The 14293-nt window shown below is 59.3% G+C and carries 12 protein-coding genes; 8 read left to right on the top strand and 4 right to left on the bottom strand.

The window, feature by feature from the left end:
* The first annotated feature begins 1 nt into the window (after position 1).
* From hypB to flhA, 5 genes are all read left to right on the top strand, one after another.
* Complete coding sequence (gene hypB, locus AS136_RS02910) at positions 2–874, top strand: hydrogenase nickel incorporation protein HypB (RefSeq protein WP_008806186.1); 873 nt, start codon at positions 2–4, stop codon at positions 872–874.
* Positions 865–1137 (top strand): HypC/HybG/HupF family hydrogenase formation chaperone, encoded by a 273-nt coding sequence (locus tag AS136_RS02905; protein WP_022064696.1) that lies wholly within the window; start codon positions 865–867, stop codon positions 1135–1137. The genes hypB and AS136_RS02905 overlap by 10 nt, the downstream gene beginning before the upstream one ends.
* A complete protein-coding gene (gene hypD / locus AS136_RS02900; RefSeq protein ID WP_012967355.1) occupies positions 1137–2258 on the top strand; it encodes a hydrogenase formation protein HypD in 1122 nt (373 codons plus the stop codon). The genes AS136_RS02905 and hypD overlap by 1 nt, the downstream gene beginning before the upstream one ends.
* Positions 2255–3265: a hydrogenase expression/formation protein HypE gene (gene hypE / locus AS136_RS02895; protein ID WP_008806188.1), complete on the top strand. Its 1011-nt coding sequence runs from the start codon at positions 2255–2257 to the stop codon at positions 3263–3265. The genes hypD and hypE overlap by 4 nt, the downstream gene beginning before the upstream one ends.
* A 184-nt stretch (positions 3266–3449) precedes the next feature.
* Complete coding sequence (gene flhA, locus AS136_RS02890; protein ID WP_008806189.1) at positions 3450–5522, top strand: formate hydrogenlyase transcriptional activator FlhA; 2073 nt, start codon at positions 3450–3452, stop codon at positions 5520–5522.
* Positions 5523–5575: 53 nt separating this feature from the next.
* Here flhA and AS136_RS02885 read toward each other — a convergent pair whose 3' ends face one another.
* From AS136_RS02885 to AS136_RS02870, 4 genes are all read right to left on the bottom strand, one after another.
* The gene (locus AS136_RS02885; protein WP_023323178.1) at positions 5576–6976 is read right to left on the bottom strand and encodes a glycoside hydrolase family 1 protein; all 1401 of its coding nucleotides are present in this window, start codon (positions 6974–6976) and stop codon (positions 5576–5578) included.
* 50 nt (positions 6977–7026) lie between these two features.
* On the bottom strand, positions 7027–9219 hold the full coding sequence (locus tag AS136_RS02880; protein WP_023323179.1) for a CBM35 domain-containing protein: 2193 nt from the start codon (positions 9217–9219) through the stop codon (positions 7027–7029).
* A 12-nt stretch (positions 9220–9231) separates the two neighbouring features.
* Positions 9232–10569, bottom strand: coding sequence for a maltoporin (locus AS136_RS02875; RefSeq protein WP_023323180.1), 1338 nt, complete (start codon positions 10567–10569; stop codon positions 9232–9234).
* Positions 10570–10831: 262 nt separating this feature from the next.
* Positions 10832–12103: a PTS sugar transporter subunit IIC gene (locus AS136_RS02870; protein WP_004151052.1), complete on the bottom strand. Its 1272-nt coding sequence runs from the start codon at positions 12101–12103 to the stop codon at positions 10832–10834.
* A 177-nt stretch (positions 12104–12280) separates the two neighbouring features.
* On the opposite strand from AS136_RS02870, the gene AS136_RS02865 reads away from it, so the two are divergent.
* From AS136_RS02865 to AS136_RS02855, 3 genes are read left to right on the top strand one after another with little or no spacing between them, the layout of a single operon-like run.
* Positions 12281–12595: a PTS sugar transporter subunit IIB gene (locus AS136_RS02865; protein WP_023323181.1), complete on the top strand. Its 315-nt coding sequence runs from the start codon at positions 12281–12283 to the stop codon at positions 12593–12595.
* A gap of 9 nt (positions 12596–12604) precedes the next feature.
* Positions 12605–13927: a PTS cellobiose transporter subunit IIC gene (locus AS136_RS02860; RefSeq protein ID WP_004145789.1), complete on the top strand. Its 1323-nt coding sequence runs from the start codon at positions 12605–12607 to the stop codon at positions 13925–13927.
* Positions 13928–13950: 23 nt separating this feature from the next.
* Entirely contained in the window at positions 13951–14265 is a 315-nt protein-coding gene (locus tag AS136_RS02855) for a PTS lactose/cellobiose transporter subunit IIA (RefSeq protein WP_002914983.1), read from the top strand.
* Positions 14266–14293 lie beyond the last annotated feature (28 nt).

Here is a 14293-nt window from a genome sequence, read left to right as displayed (position 1 = left end):
TATGTGTACAACATGCGGCTGTGGCGAAGGCAACCTCTATATTGAAGGAGACGAACGAAACCCGCATTCCGCGTTCCGCAGCGCCCCCTTCGCGCCCGCCCCACGCCAGACGATGACCATCACCGGTGTCAAAACCGATCACTTCGCCCCCACCCGCACGCCAGAGGGCGACCTGCATTACGGCCATGGCGAAGCTGGGACTCACGCCCCGGGGCAGAGCCAGCGGCGGATGCTGGAAGTGGAGATCGACGTGCTGGATAAAAACAACCGTCTGGCGGCGCGCAACCGCGCACGCTTTGCGGCGAAACAGCAGCTGGTGCTGAATCTGGTTTCCAGCCCCGGCTCCGGTAAAACCACCCTGCTGACCGAAACCCTCACCCGGCTGAAAGGACGCGCCGACTGCGCGGTGATTGAAGGCGATCAGCAAACGGTCAATGACGCCGCCCGCATTCGCGCCACCGGCACCCCGGCGATTCAGGTCAATACCGGGAAAGGCTGCCATCTCGATGCCCAGATGATCGCCGACGCCGCCCCGCGCCTGCCGCTGGCTGACCACGGCATTCTGTTTATCGAAAACGTCGGCAACCTGGTCTGCCCGGCCAGCTTTGATCTTGGCGAACGCCATAAGGTGGCAGTGCTGTCGGTCACCGAAGGCGAAGACAAGCCGCTGAAATATCCACATATGTTTGCCGCCGCCAGCCTGATGCTGCTCAACAAAGTCGACCTGCTGCCGTATCTCAATTTCGACGTTGAGAAGTGCCTGGCCTGCGCCCGTGAGGTCAATCCGCATATTGAGATTATTCTCCTCTCGGCCACCAGCGGCGAAGGCATGGAGCAGTGGCTCACCTGGCTGGAGACGCAGCGATGTGCATAGGCATTCCGGGACAAATTTGCGCCATCGACGGCGTGCTGGCGAAGGTGGAAGTCTGTGGCATTCAGCGCGACGTCGACCTGACGCTGGTGGGCGCCGTTGACGAGCAGGGTCAGACGCGTCTCGGCCAGTGGGTGCTGGTGCACGTTGGGTTCGCCATGAGCGTGATCAATGAAGCCGAAGCGCGCGACACTCTCGAGGCGCTGCAAAATATGTTCGATGTGGAGCCGGACGTCGGCGCGCTGCTGTATGGCGAGGAGCGATAATGCGTTACGTTGACGAATACCGCGCCCCCGAACAGGTGATGCAGCTGGTGGCGCATCTTCAGCAGCGTGCGCGTCTGCTGCCGCACACCGCCGCGCGACCGCTACGCATCATGGAGGTCTGCGGCGGCCATACTCATGCCATTTTTAAATTCGGGCTCGACCAGCTGTTGCCGGAGAATATCGAATTTATTCATGGGCCAGGCTGCCCGGTGTGCGTCCTGCCGATGGGGCGCATCGATGCCTGCATTGAGATTGCCAGCCGTCCGGGGGTCATCTTCTGCACCTTCGGCGACGCCATGCGCGTGCCAGGTAAAAACGGCTCGCTGCTGCAGGCGAAATCCCGCGGCGCCGATGTCCGCATCGTTTACTCGCCGATGGACGCCCTGCGGCTGGCGCAGCAAAACCCGCAGCGTGAGGTGGTCTTTTTCGGCCTCGGTTTCGAAACCACCATGCCCGCCACCGCCCTCACCCTGCGTCAGGCGCGGGAGCGCAACGTCGATAACTTCTACTTTTTTTGCCAGCACATCACCCTGCTGCCGACCCTGCGCAGCCTGCTGGATCAGCCGGACAACAGTATCGACGCCTTTCTCGCCCCGGGCCACGTCAGTATGGTGATCGGCACCGAAGCCTACGGCTTTATCGCCAGCGACTATCATCGTCCTTTAGTGGTCGCTGGTTTCGAACCGCTTGATCTACTGCAAGGCGCGGTGATGCTGGTTGAGCAGACAATAGCGCAGCGCAGCGATGTGGAAAATCAGTACCGTCGCGTGGTGCCGGATGCCGGCAACCCGCTGGCGCAAGCGGCGATGGCCGACGTCTTTCGCCTGGATGGCGACAGCGAATGGCGCGGCCTGGGGGTCATTAGCGACTCCGGCGTGCAGCTTACGCCAGCCTATCAGCGCTTCGATGCCGAGGCGCATTTCCGCCCGGCGCCGCAGCGCGTGTGCGACGACCCGCGGGCCCGCTGCGGCGAGGTGCTGACCGGCCGCTGTAAACCGCACCAGTGCCCGCTCTTCGCCCGCACCTGCAATCCGCAAAGCGCCTTTGGCGCGCTGATGGTCTCCTCAGAAGGGGCCTGCGCCGCCTGGTATCAATATCGCAGTCAGGAAAATGAAGCATGAAAAGCGTCCAGTTAGCCCACGGTAGCGGCGGTCAGGCAATGCAGCAGCTGATCGGCGACCTGTTTATGCAGGCCTTCGCCAACCCCTGGCTGGCGGAGCAGGAGGATCAGGCGCGCCTCGATCTGGCGGCGCTCGCCGCCCAGGGGGACCGCCTCGCCTTCTCCACCGACAGCTACGTGATTGACCCGCTGTTCTTTCCCGGCGGCAATATCGGCAAGCTGGCCGTCTGCGGTACCGCCAACGATGTGGCGGTCAGCGGCGCCATCCCCCGCTATCTTTCCTGCGGCTTTATTCTCGAAGAGGGGCTGGAGATGGCCACCCTGGAAGCGGTGGTCGCCAGCATGGCCGACACCGCCCGGGCGGCAGGGATCGCCATCGTCACCGGCGACACTAAAGTGGTGCCGCGCGGCGCGGCGGATAAGCTGTTTATTAACACCGCCGGCATCGGCGCCATCCCGGCGGACGTTCGCTGGGGGACGCAGCAGATTAGCGCCGGTGATGTGCTACTGGTCAGCGGCACGCTGGGGGATCATGGCGCCACCATCCTTAACCTGCGCGAGCAGATGGGGCTGGACGGCGCGCTGTCCAGCGATTGCGCGGTGCTGACGCCGCTTATCCAGACCCTGCGGCCACTGAGTGGAGTGAAAGCTCTGCGCGACGCCACCCGCGGCGGGGTCAATGCCGTCGCCCATGAGTTCGCCGCCGCCAGCGGCTGCGGCATCGAACTGCAGGAGGCAACGCTGCCGGTCAACGATACGGTGCGCGGCGTCTGCGAACTGCTTGGGCTGGACGCCCTGAACTTCGCCAATGAAGGCAAACTGGTGCTCGCCGTCGCCCGCGAGGCCGCGGAAAACGTGCTAGCGCATTTGCGGTCTCACCCACTGGGACGCGATGCGGCGATAATCGGCGAAGTGGTCGACCGCCCGGGCGTGCGTTCCGTTGGGCTGTACGGCGTGAAGCGTACGCTCGATCTTCCCCACGCCGAGCCGCTGCCGAGAATTTGTTAACGACGGCGTCGGGTCCCGGATAGCGGCTGGCGCCTTATCCGGGCTACAAAACTGCGCGCACGTAGCCCGGCTAAGCGCAGCGCGAGCCAGGGTTAAAGCGGCAATAACCGCTTTATTAACATACTATTATTTGTACCATCATTTTCTTATGCGCCACGTTGTCGGCGCATTTTGGACGTAAGCAATGTCGTATACACCGATGAGCGATCTCGGCCAGCAAGGGCTGTTCGATATCACCCGGCTTTTATTACAGCAGCCCGATCTGGCCGCGCTGAGCGAAACTCTCACCCGCCTGGTGCAACAGTCTGCGCTCGCCGACGAGGCGGCCATCATCCTGTGGAACGCGGGTAACCACCGCGCGGCCAGGTACGCCTGCGATGAAGCCGGTCACCCGGTGAGCTACGAGGACGAAACCGTGCTCGCCCACGGTCCGGTGCGCCGCTTACTCTCCCGGCCGGATGCGCTGCATTGCGACCACGAGACCTTTGCCGACACCTGGCCGCAGCTTATCCGCAGCGGGCTCTATCGCCCGTTCGGGTACTACTCGCTGCTGCCGCTGGCGGCTGATGGGCGGATCTTCGGCGGCTGTGAATTTCTGCGCCGTGACAACCGGCCGTGGAGCGAGAAAGAGTTCCAGCGGCTGCATACCTTCACGCAGATCGTCGCCGTCGTCACCGAGCAAATTCAGAACCGGGTCAGCAATAACGTCGATTACGATCTGCTGTGCCACGAGCGCGACAACTTTCGCATCCTGGTGGCGATCACCAACGCGGTGCTCTCGCGACTGGATATCGACGAGCTGGTCAGCGAGGTGGCGAAAGAGATCCATCGCTACTTCCGGATCGACGCCATCAGCGTGGTGCTGCGCAGCGACCGCAAAGGGAAGCTCAACATCTATTCCACGCATTATCTTGACGCCAGCCATCCGGTTCACGACCAGAGCGAGGTGGATGAAGCTGGTACCCTCACCGAGCGCGTGTTCAAAAGCAAAGAGATGCTGCTGCTCAACCTGCACGAGCATGACACCCTCGCGCCGTATGAGAAAATGCTCTTCGAGATGTGGGGCAATAAGATCCAGACCCTGTGCCTGCTGCCGCTGATGTCCGGCAATACCCTGCTCGGGGTGCTGAAGCTGGCGCAGTGCGACGAACAGGTCTTCACCACCACCAATCTCAAGCTGCTGCGGCAGATCGCCGAGCGGGTATCGATCGCTATCGATAACGCCCTCGCCTACCGCGAAATTCAGCGCCTGAAAGAGCGGCTGGTGGATGAGAACCTCGCCCTCACCGAGCAGCTCAATAATGTCGAGAGCGAATTCGGCGAGATCATCGGCCGCAGCGAGGCGATGAACAATGTGCTCAAACAGGTCGAGATGGTGGCGCACAGCGACAGCACCGTGCTGATCCTCGGCGAAACCGGCACCGGTAAAGAGCTTATCGCCCGCGCTATCCACAACCTCAGCGGGCGTAACGGTCGACGGATGGTGAAGATGAACTGCGCCGCGATGCCCGCCGGGCTGCTGGAGAGCGATCTGTTCGGCCACGAACGCGGCGCGTTCACCGGGGCCAGCGCCCAGCGTATCGGCCGCTTCGAGCTGGCGGACAAAAGCTCCCTGTTCCTTGATGAAGTGGGCGATATGCCGCTGGAGTTGCAACCTAAACTGCTGCGCGTCCTCCAGGAGCAGGAGTTCGAACGTCTGGGGAGCAACAAGCTGATCCAGACCGACGTCCGGCTGATCGCCGCCACCAACCGTGATCTCAAGCAGATGGTTATCGACAGGGAATTCCGCAGCGATCTCTACTATCGGCTCAACGTGTTCCCCATCCACCTGCCGCCGCTGCGCGAACGTCCCGACGATATTCCGCTGCTGGTGAAGGCCTTTACCTTTAAAATCGCCCGCCGCATGGGGCGCAACATCGACAGCATTCCGGCGGAAACCCTGCGCACCCTGACGCGGATGGAGTGGCCGGGCAACGTGCGCGAGCTGGAAAACGTTATCGAACGGGCGGTGTTACTCACCCGCGGCAACGTACTGCAGCTCTCCCTGCCGGAGCGGGAGATCGTGGAAGTTCCTCGAACGCCGGCGGTCCTGCCTGAGGAAGGTGAGGATGAATATCAGCTGATCGTCCGGGTGCTGAAGGAGAGCAACGGCGTGGTGGCCGGGCCGAAAGGCGCCGCCCAGCGGCTGGGGCTCAAGCGCACCACGCTCCTGTCGCGCATGAAGCGGCTGGGTATTAATAAAGACGAACTGGTGTAACCTCGCGCGCTCCCCCTTTCCGCGCCGGTGAGAGGGAGCGCTGGCGCAGCGCGCTATTTATCGCTGGTAAAACCGTTGCTGGTCGCCAGTTCGGCAAACCACAGCGCATTGCGTTTTATCTGTCGCTCGCCGGTCTCCAGATCCAGTCGCCAGAAGCCGTAGCGTCGTTTGAAGGCATTGATCCACGACCAGTTGTCGATAAACGTCCACTGGTGTACGCCAAAGCAGTTCGCGCCGTCGGCAATGGCGCGGTGCAGCTGCACCAGATGCTCCTCCATCAGCTGGATGCGGAAATTATCGTCTATCACCCCGTCCGCCCCGGGCTCTCCCTCTGATTGTCGATCCATCGCGATGCCGATTTCCGCGAGATACCACTTAATGTTGCCGTAGTTATCGCGAATATTGGCGGCAATGTCATAGATCGCCTGCGGCAGGATCTCGTTGTTATCACGATAGGGATTAAAGCGGCCCTGCGGGTTCACCGCGTTTTCGAAATAGTATTCCGGGGTGAAATAATCGAGATCATATTCGCCCTCACGCGCTTTTACCCGCCGCGGCACGTAATAGTTCACCCCAAGAAAATCGATATCCGCGCTGAGGATCAACGCCACGTCGTCTTTGCTGGTCGTCGGCAGGCAATCGTGGGCGGCGAGGATCTCGCACAGCGCTTTGGGGAATTCATGTTTTACCAGCGGGTCAAGGAAGCTGCGGTTAAAAAACAGGTCGGCATACCCGGCGGCTTTTTTATCCGCGTCGCTGTCGGTGAGGGTATAGCTCGGGGTCAGGTTGAGCACCACGCCGATCTCGCCCGCCAGCGCCAGTTCACGATAAACCGTTACCGCTTTGGCGTGCGCCAGCATAATGTTAAACGCCACCTGCGCCGCCAGCCGGCCATCTTTCTTACATGGATAGTGGAAGTCGTACAGGTAGCCTCCCTCAACCGGCACAATCGGCTCGTTGAAGGTTATCCAGTATTTAACCTTATGGCCAAACAGGCTAAAGGCGGTGCGGGCAAAGCGGGCAAACAGCTCGGCCACGTGCGCCGATTCAAAGCCGCCGTACTGTTTCTGCAGCGCTTCCGGCATATCAAAGTGGTAGAGATTGATCATCGGCTCAATGCCGTTGGCGATCATCTCATCGAGATAGGCGTGATAAAAACGCACCGCGTCCGGGTCCGGCGCACCGGTTTCCAAATCAGCGATCAGTCGTGACCACTGTATCGAGGTGCGAAACGAGTTGAAGCCGGTCTGTTTCATTAGCGCCACGTCCTGCGGATACTGATGATAAGTATCACATACGGTTTGCGGCCCTACCTGCTGATAAAATCGCTCCGGTTGTTCGGCAAACCAGCTATCCCAGATGGAACGATGGCGCTTATTGGTGACCCCTTCCGTTTGCGGGCCGGACGCCGCCGCCCCCCATAGAAACCCTTGCGGAAACTGATATTGCTGCATAACCTCTCCTTCGAAAAAAGGCTGCGCCCGTCTGGCGCAGCCTGAACGTACTACTCTGCGACCACTTCGATCGATTTAATGAACATATAGCCCCAGTCGCCGGCGAAGCGGCCGAAGTCAATCTGATTAGTCCCCGCGTTAAGCGTCACCGGTATCCGCAACTGCTGGCCCTGCTCATCCGTCTGCGGGAAGGCCACGGCCTGCGGAGCGCCCCCGTTGACGACAAATGAGTTCTGCTTACCGCCCCATTTGCCGTTGAAGGTTACATTGAGCAGGAACTGACCGCTCCACGGCGCCTGCACCTGCCAGCCGATCTTATCCCCCTCGTTGGCAAATGGGCCGAGGAAGCCGTCCTCGCCAACTGTCAGCGCGTCTTTATCACTCTTCATCACCGTCAGCCGACCCTCAGCCACGCCATAAACTTCGCCGTAATAACGACAAAAATCTGCTGGCGCTTTCCCCGTCGCTTCGCCCACCGTCACGGTCACGGTTTTGCTGCTTTTCAGCAGCCCATCGTCCGCCGTGAACGTCAGCGCATAGGTACCTGGCGCCGTAAACCAGGCCCGGGTTTGAGCCCGATCGGCATGGCAAAAATGCACCTGTCCCTCACCGGCGTGCTGCCAGCCCACCTTAACCTCTCGCGACGGCAGGCCATCGTCCTGCCAGTTGGCCGTAAGCTCGACGCCCTGGTCCTGCGTGGTGGTTAGGGCCGGTTCCAGCGTGACAACCGGCGGCTGATTCTCCTCGCTATGCTGCACGCTAATCACATTGGAAGGAGCCGAATGACCGCTCTCGTTTTTCGCTGTCACCCGGTAGTAGTACGTATGCCCGAGCTGAAGCTGACGATAATCGTCGCGGAACAGAACCATGGTTTCCGGATTCCATTCGTTAACGCCATCGGAGATATCCCGGCCCACCACCGTCCACGGCCCGGTCGGCGAGTCGGCGCGTTCAACATCGTAGCTGCGTCCTACCGCGGCTCCCATCCAGTTGATCGCGAAGGGCGAGGTGGTCTCGCGCAGCAAAGGCGCGTCCGGCTTCGGCAGCGGCGCCATCGTCTGCTGCCCGGCCATCTGCGCCGCGGCCGTGCGCACCAGATCGACCACCGCCTGCTCCTGGTTCGCTTCGCCTTCTTTGGCAAACCCCGGCAGGTGGTAGCTGTAGTGCCCGGTCGACTCCTTATGCCAGTAGAAGCCGCCGTCGTGACGATGGCCGCGGAAGCCCCAGATAAGCCCGCCGGCGGCTTGCGCCCCGTTGACCTCGCTGTGAACAATCGACTGCATAATGGCGTTCAGTTGATCCGCCGGCAGCAGGCCAAACTCGCCGACGAGATAGACTTTTTGCCCGCCGACGGCGCGCAGATCCTGCGTCACCTGCCCGGGATGGTTATTATCGGCATTGGTGTAATAGTGATTGCTGACGATATCCACATTGGGGTCGGTCAGCGCAAAGGAATTGATTTTCTTATAGGTACCATCTACCACCAGCTGATGAGGGGCCCATTTTTTAATCCACGCCGCGGTCTGATGCAGGAAATCGGCGTTGGTATCCTCCAGCTCGTTACCGGTTTCCCAGGCCATGATCGCCTTTTCATCATAATAGGCGCGGCCGGTGACAGTATTTGTCCGGGTGATAACCTGGCGGATCACATCCAGATAGGCTTTGAAGGTCTTGCTATCGGTCCGATAAAAGTCTTCCGCTTTTTCGTGGTAGAACGCCGCCAGCTGCTCACGCCCGCCCCACCACCACCAGTGGTCAATAAACGGCAGGATCAGTCGCAATCCCTGTTTATCCGCTTCGGCAATCATGTTGTCATACACCCGCATGGCTTTCTCATTCAGCCGCGGCATGCCGTCCGCCGTTTCCGGCGCCAGAATATGGGTCTCGCGCCCGCAGGCTTTATCAAATTCCTGCTGCACCGACAGCACGTAGACGCGCTGGGCTTTCGCCCCGGTTTGCACCATCGCCTGGATCCAGTTTTGCTGCTCCTGCGCCGTTGGCCATTTAAAGTATTGTCCCCAGCCGCGCGGGTCTGCTCTGCAGGGGCCGCGGGCGTCGTCTTCAATGCGGTGCAGCTCCGGCGCGTGGATCCCGGCGAAACGAAACACCTTGTCGCCGTCCTTGAGGGTGGCGCCGTCGCGAGTGATAAAGTGCGTAAAGTGCGAGCGCTCGGCGGCCAGCGCCCCGCCGGCCCCCAGCGCGGACAGCAGCCCCATCAGCAGCAGGTTTTTCATCGGCTTCATCGTTGTCTCTCCTTAGAACCAGACCTCGGCCTGTACGCCGAAGTTAACGGTGTCGGTAGAGCCACTGCGGGAATACCCGCCCGCGGTGATGGTATTGGTATCCCAGTTGTAGTTGCCGTCCAGCGCATCGGAGACACCTTTATCCCACTTCGCGTAGGTGACGAAGAAGCGCAGCTGCGGGCGTGCCCAGAAACCGGAGTCAAAGGTCAGCGTTGGCGCAACGGTGACTTTGGTCAGGCCGCCTTTGCCTTTGCCGTTTACCCCTTTGTAGTTTTTGTCATCCAGGTATTCGTAGCCCAGCTCGTACTGCATGGCAAAGTTGCGGGTAATCTGATGATAAGGGCGGATACCGGCGACCCACATCGAGCGTCCCCAGCCATGGTCATCTTCCGTCCACCAGCGGTAGTTTTTATCTTTCTGCCAGAAAGCGAAGGTCGAGATATCCAGGTCGCCCATCGAGGCCACGCTATCCAGCACCACTCGCCAGGACTGAGTGTTTTCCAGATTGGCCCATCCCCAGCCGTTTTTACCCAGTGAGTCACCCGCCGCCAGCCCTTTCCCGTACTGCAATGCAAGGCGGGAGTAGCCTCCGGTCAGACCATAGAAACCGTCAAAGTTATAAATACCGGTCACGCCATAGCCCTTCTCGGCGGAAGTCGGGTGGTTTTCGTTACGGTTCATATGGTGGCCGATCAGCTCCAGATCGAAGCCTGTCCCCGCGATCTTTTTCAGCCACAGGTTGAGGGAATAGTCATCCGGGTAGCCCTGATCTCCCTTATCCACCGGGTAGGCTTTGGTTTCATCGGTGGGTGAAAAGGCGTACACCCCGGCGTCGAAGCGGGCGAAGCCGAGATCCATGTTGTCGAAGCCGCCGCCGGTGCCGTTGTACTGAATGTACTCCCAGTCGAACTGATGGCTGGAGGTGTTGGAGCTGCTGTAGCGCTTACCGGCCCAGAAGGTCATCTCCGGCGCAAAATCCAGATTGCTCAGCTCGGCGAACCCTTCGCGAAACTGTACGTCATGGCCATCGTCATCCTGACAGTTCCAGTCGGAGGTGCATTTCGACTGATGAGTGAGGTTGGCCTGCACTTTCGCCACCACGCCGCTGTCCGCCGTCAGCGTCACGGTGGGGATCAGTTCGATCTTGGTGTCTTCTTCGTTGCCCAGTCGCCACTTACCGTCCGGCATCAGGCCGACGGAGTCCGCGCGGTTGCCATCGGAGTTCGCCAGGATCCCGGAGCGGATATAGCCATGCAGCGCAAAATCATACTTCGGATCGGCGCAGGCCAGGCTGCTGGCCCCTGCCAGCGAGAGGAGAGCCAGAGGTATTGAATGTTTCAGCTTTATCATTATTTTTTTCCCACGTTATGTTTGTTAACACGAACCGATAACGGAGGGGAAATTTACGGATCAAAAATGGAAATGTACATCCGTTAATGGAAAGCGCTTTCCATAATTGCCTATCTGGTTCACAAAATTCGCTCCGCGACGAATATATTCGTGAGACTGATCACATAAAATAACAAGAATGCCGCCGGGAGCCGGCAGCAGAGCGGAAGGAGGAGCAGGTGAATGAGTGCCGCCGGGGGATAAGCCGCCGACGGCGAGGGGGTCAGCGTTCGGTTTCCGCGAGCTGGCGTTCGTACACTTTGAAGAAGGGGCGATAGAGCATCCAGGCGTTAAACATCGCGAACAGGCTCATGCACAAATTTTTCCAGCTACCGTTCGCCGACCATGCTGCCCCCAGCGGGGAAGGCATAGACCATGGCAGCATCGCCACCGCGCGGTCGAGGATACCCAGCTGAGTTAAATACCATGCGATACAGGCATTTATCAGCGGAACAAAGAGAAACGGCAGTAAAAAAACCGGGTTCATGATTACCGGAAAACCAAACAGTATTGGCTCGTTGATATTAAACAGCGACGGCAGCAGGCCAATTTTTGCCACGCTTTTCAGCTGCCGCGAGCGGCTGCGCATCGCCATCAGCACCAGCGGCAAAGTGGAGCCAATACCGCCGATCAGCAGGTAAAAATCCCAGAACCCCTGCAGATAAATATGCGGCAGCGTTGGCGAACCCGCCGCCAGCGCCTGCTGATTTTCAAACAGATAGGTCATCCAGAAGGGGTTCATGATCCCGGTGATGATCAGCGCGCCGTGGATACCGATAAACCAGAGTAAGTTACAGATAAATAAAGAGATCAGTACCGCCATCAGCGTGTCGGACGCCAGCACCAGCGGCCGCACCGCTTCGCTGATCAACTCCGGTACGATGCGTCCGGTGGTCTGCAGCAGTATGGCATTCATCACGCTTATCGACAGCATCACCACCAGCAGCGGGATCAGCAGTTGAAAGCCATTGCGGGTCATCAGCGGCACTTCATCAGGCAAGCGAATACACCAGCCTTTTTTGTAGAAAAAGCGAATTATCTCAATGGAATAGGTGCTGGATATCAGAGCGGTAAATATCCCCATACCGCCGAGATAAACATTGCTCACCGCAGTCTCGCGAAAGCCGATAAACAGCAGAAAAGCCAGACACCCGGTTAAACCGCAGAGCCGTTCCGGCAGACGGTACTGCTTGGCGAGACTGGCGCTGGCGCCGAAGGCGACAATCAGCGCCACCAGGCCAATGGTTAGCTGAAAGGTCGGCAGCAGGATAGGCCGCAGTAGCAAATAGACCTGGCCGAAACGCGAGGCGCCGTCGATGGAAACGGGCGGAAACAAAATGGGCACCAACAGGCTGCCAACAATCACAAAGGGCATCGCCAGCGCAAAGCTATCGCGCATCGCCGTAATGTGGTTGTTGCGCGTCAGAACATTCGCCAGCGGCGCCAGCCGCTGCTCGATGATGTCCACGGCCACATTCATTAACTGAATGTTCATACTCCTACCTTTGCGAATGGTTGTCTCGCCGGGATGATCGCCCACAACACCGGAAAGTGAAAGCCTGCCATAGGTGATCATGGTCACAATTAATAAATCCACAAACGGAAAGCGCTTTCCGTAATGCATCCATTTTGACTATAGTCCGCTCATCCAACCTCATCAGGAGCGGTACTTATGAAAAAAATAATGTTGTGTTGTTCGGCAGGCATGTCCACCAGCCTGCTGATGAAAAAAATGATTGCCGAAGCCGAACAGCGGGGCCTGCCGGTAGAGATCAATGCCTATGGCGTAGCGGAGTTCGCCGAACAGGTTGGCCATTATCAGGTGGTGCTGCTGGGGCCGCAGGTGAAATACATGCAGCAGGATCTGCAAAAACAGGCGGATAAATACGGTATCCGCGTCGAACCCATCAATATGATGGACTACGGCATGCAAAAAGGCGCCGCGGTCCTTGATTTCGCCCTTTCCCTCATCAAAAACAAGAACTAAGGAAAGATCATGAGCTCTCTGTACGCTAAATTGATCGATGTGATCGAACGGCAGATCACGCCGCTGGCCGGCGCGATCGGCCAGCAAAAATACGTGACCTCGATCCGCGACGGTTTTATCACCGCCCTGCCCTTTATGATCGTCGGCTCGTTTTTGCTGGTATTTATCTTTCCGCCGTTTTCTCCGGATACGACGTGGGGCTTTGCCCGCGCCTGGCTGCAATTTTCGCTCGATCATCGCGATGCGCTGATGCTGCCGTTCAACTTCAGCATGGGGGTGATGACCCTGTTCATTGCCGTCGGGATCGCCGCCAGCCTCGCCAAGCACCATCACCTGGACTCGCTGACCGCCGGGATGCTGTCGCTGATGTCGTTTCTGCTGGTGGCCGCGCCGCTGAAAGATGGCCAGATCTCTACGGCCTACTTCTCCGGCCAGGGGATCTTCACCGCCATTCTGGTGGCCATCTATTCCACCGAGCTGTACGCCTTCCTCAAGCGGCATAACATCACCATTCGCCTGCCGCCGGAAGTGCCTGCCGGGGTGGCGCGCTCGTTCGAGATCCTGATCCCGGTGCTGGCGATCATTCTGACGCTGCATCCGCTGAACCTGTTTATCGAGGCTCAGCTGGGGATGATCATTCCGGAAGCGATCATGTCGCTGGTCAAACCGCTGGTCGCGGCTTCCGATACGCTGCCGGCCATTCTGTTGTCAGTGCTGGTCTGTCAGGTACTGTGGTTCGCCGGGATCCACGGCGCGCTGATCGTCACCGGGATCATGAATCCCTTCTGGATGGCCAACCTGTCGGTCAATCAGGCGGCCATGGCGGCAGGCACCGCTATTCCGCACATCTATGTCCAGGGCTTCTGGGATCACTATCTGCTGATCGGCGGCGTCGGCTCCACCCTGCCGCTGGCGCTGATGCTGCTGCGCAGCAAGGCCGTGCATCTGCGGACGATTGGCCGGATGGGGGTCGTGCCGGGGGTATTCAATATTAACGAACCGATCCTGTTCGGCGCGCCGATCATCATGAATCCGCTGTTTTTCCTGCCGTTCGTGCTGGTGCCGATGGTCAACGCGACCCTGGCGTACTTTGCGCTGAAGCTGGATCTCGTCAGCCGCGTAGTATCGATGACGCCGTGGACAACGCCGGCGCCCATCGGCGCCTCGTGGGCGGCGAACTGGAGCTTTAGCCCGGTGATCCTGTGCCTCATTTGTATGGCCACCGCCATGGTGATGTACCTGCCATTTCTCAAAGCTTACGAAAAACAGCTGCTGGCCCAGGAGCGTGAAAACGCCGTCGGCCAGGCTGACAACGCGGCGCAAACCGCTTAACGCTAACGATTCAGAGGATAATCATGGAATTAGAAGAACAGGTGATGGGGATCATCATCAACGCCGGCCAGTCACGTAGTCTGTGCTACGAAGCGCTGCACGCCGCTAAAGCGGGTGATTTCGCCACCGCCGACGCCAAAATGCAGGAAGCGGCGCACTATTCCCGCGAAGCTCACCTTGTACAGACCCAGCTTATCGAAGCTGACGAAGGCGAGGGAAAAACCAAAATGACGCTGGTAATGGTCCATGCTCAGGATCACCTGATGACCTCCATTCTGGCGAAAGAGCTGATTGCCGAACTGATTGCGATTTACCGCGCGCAACCACTTCACGCCTAGCGCGTTCCCCGGCCAGGCACGCTGGCCG

The sequence above is a fragment of the Klebsiella sp. D5A genome (assembly GCF_001620885.1).
Classification (GTDB): Bacteria; Pseudomonadota; Gammaproteobacteria; order Enterobacterales; family Enterobacteriaceae; genus Klebsiella; species Klebsiella variicola.
This window is presented reverse-complemented; position numbering and strand designations above follow the sequence as displayed.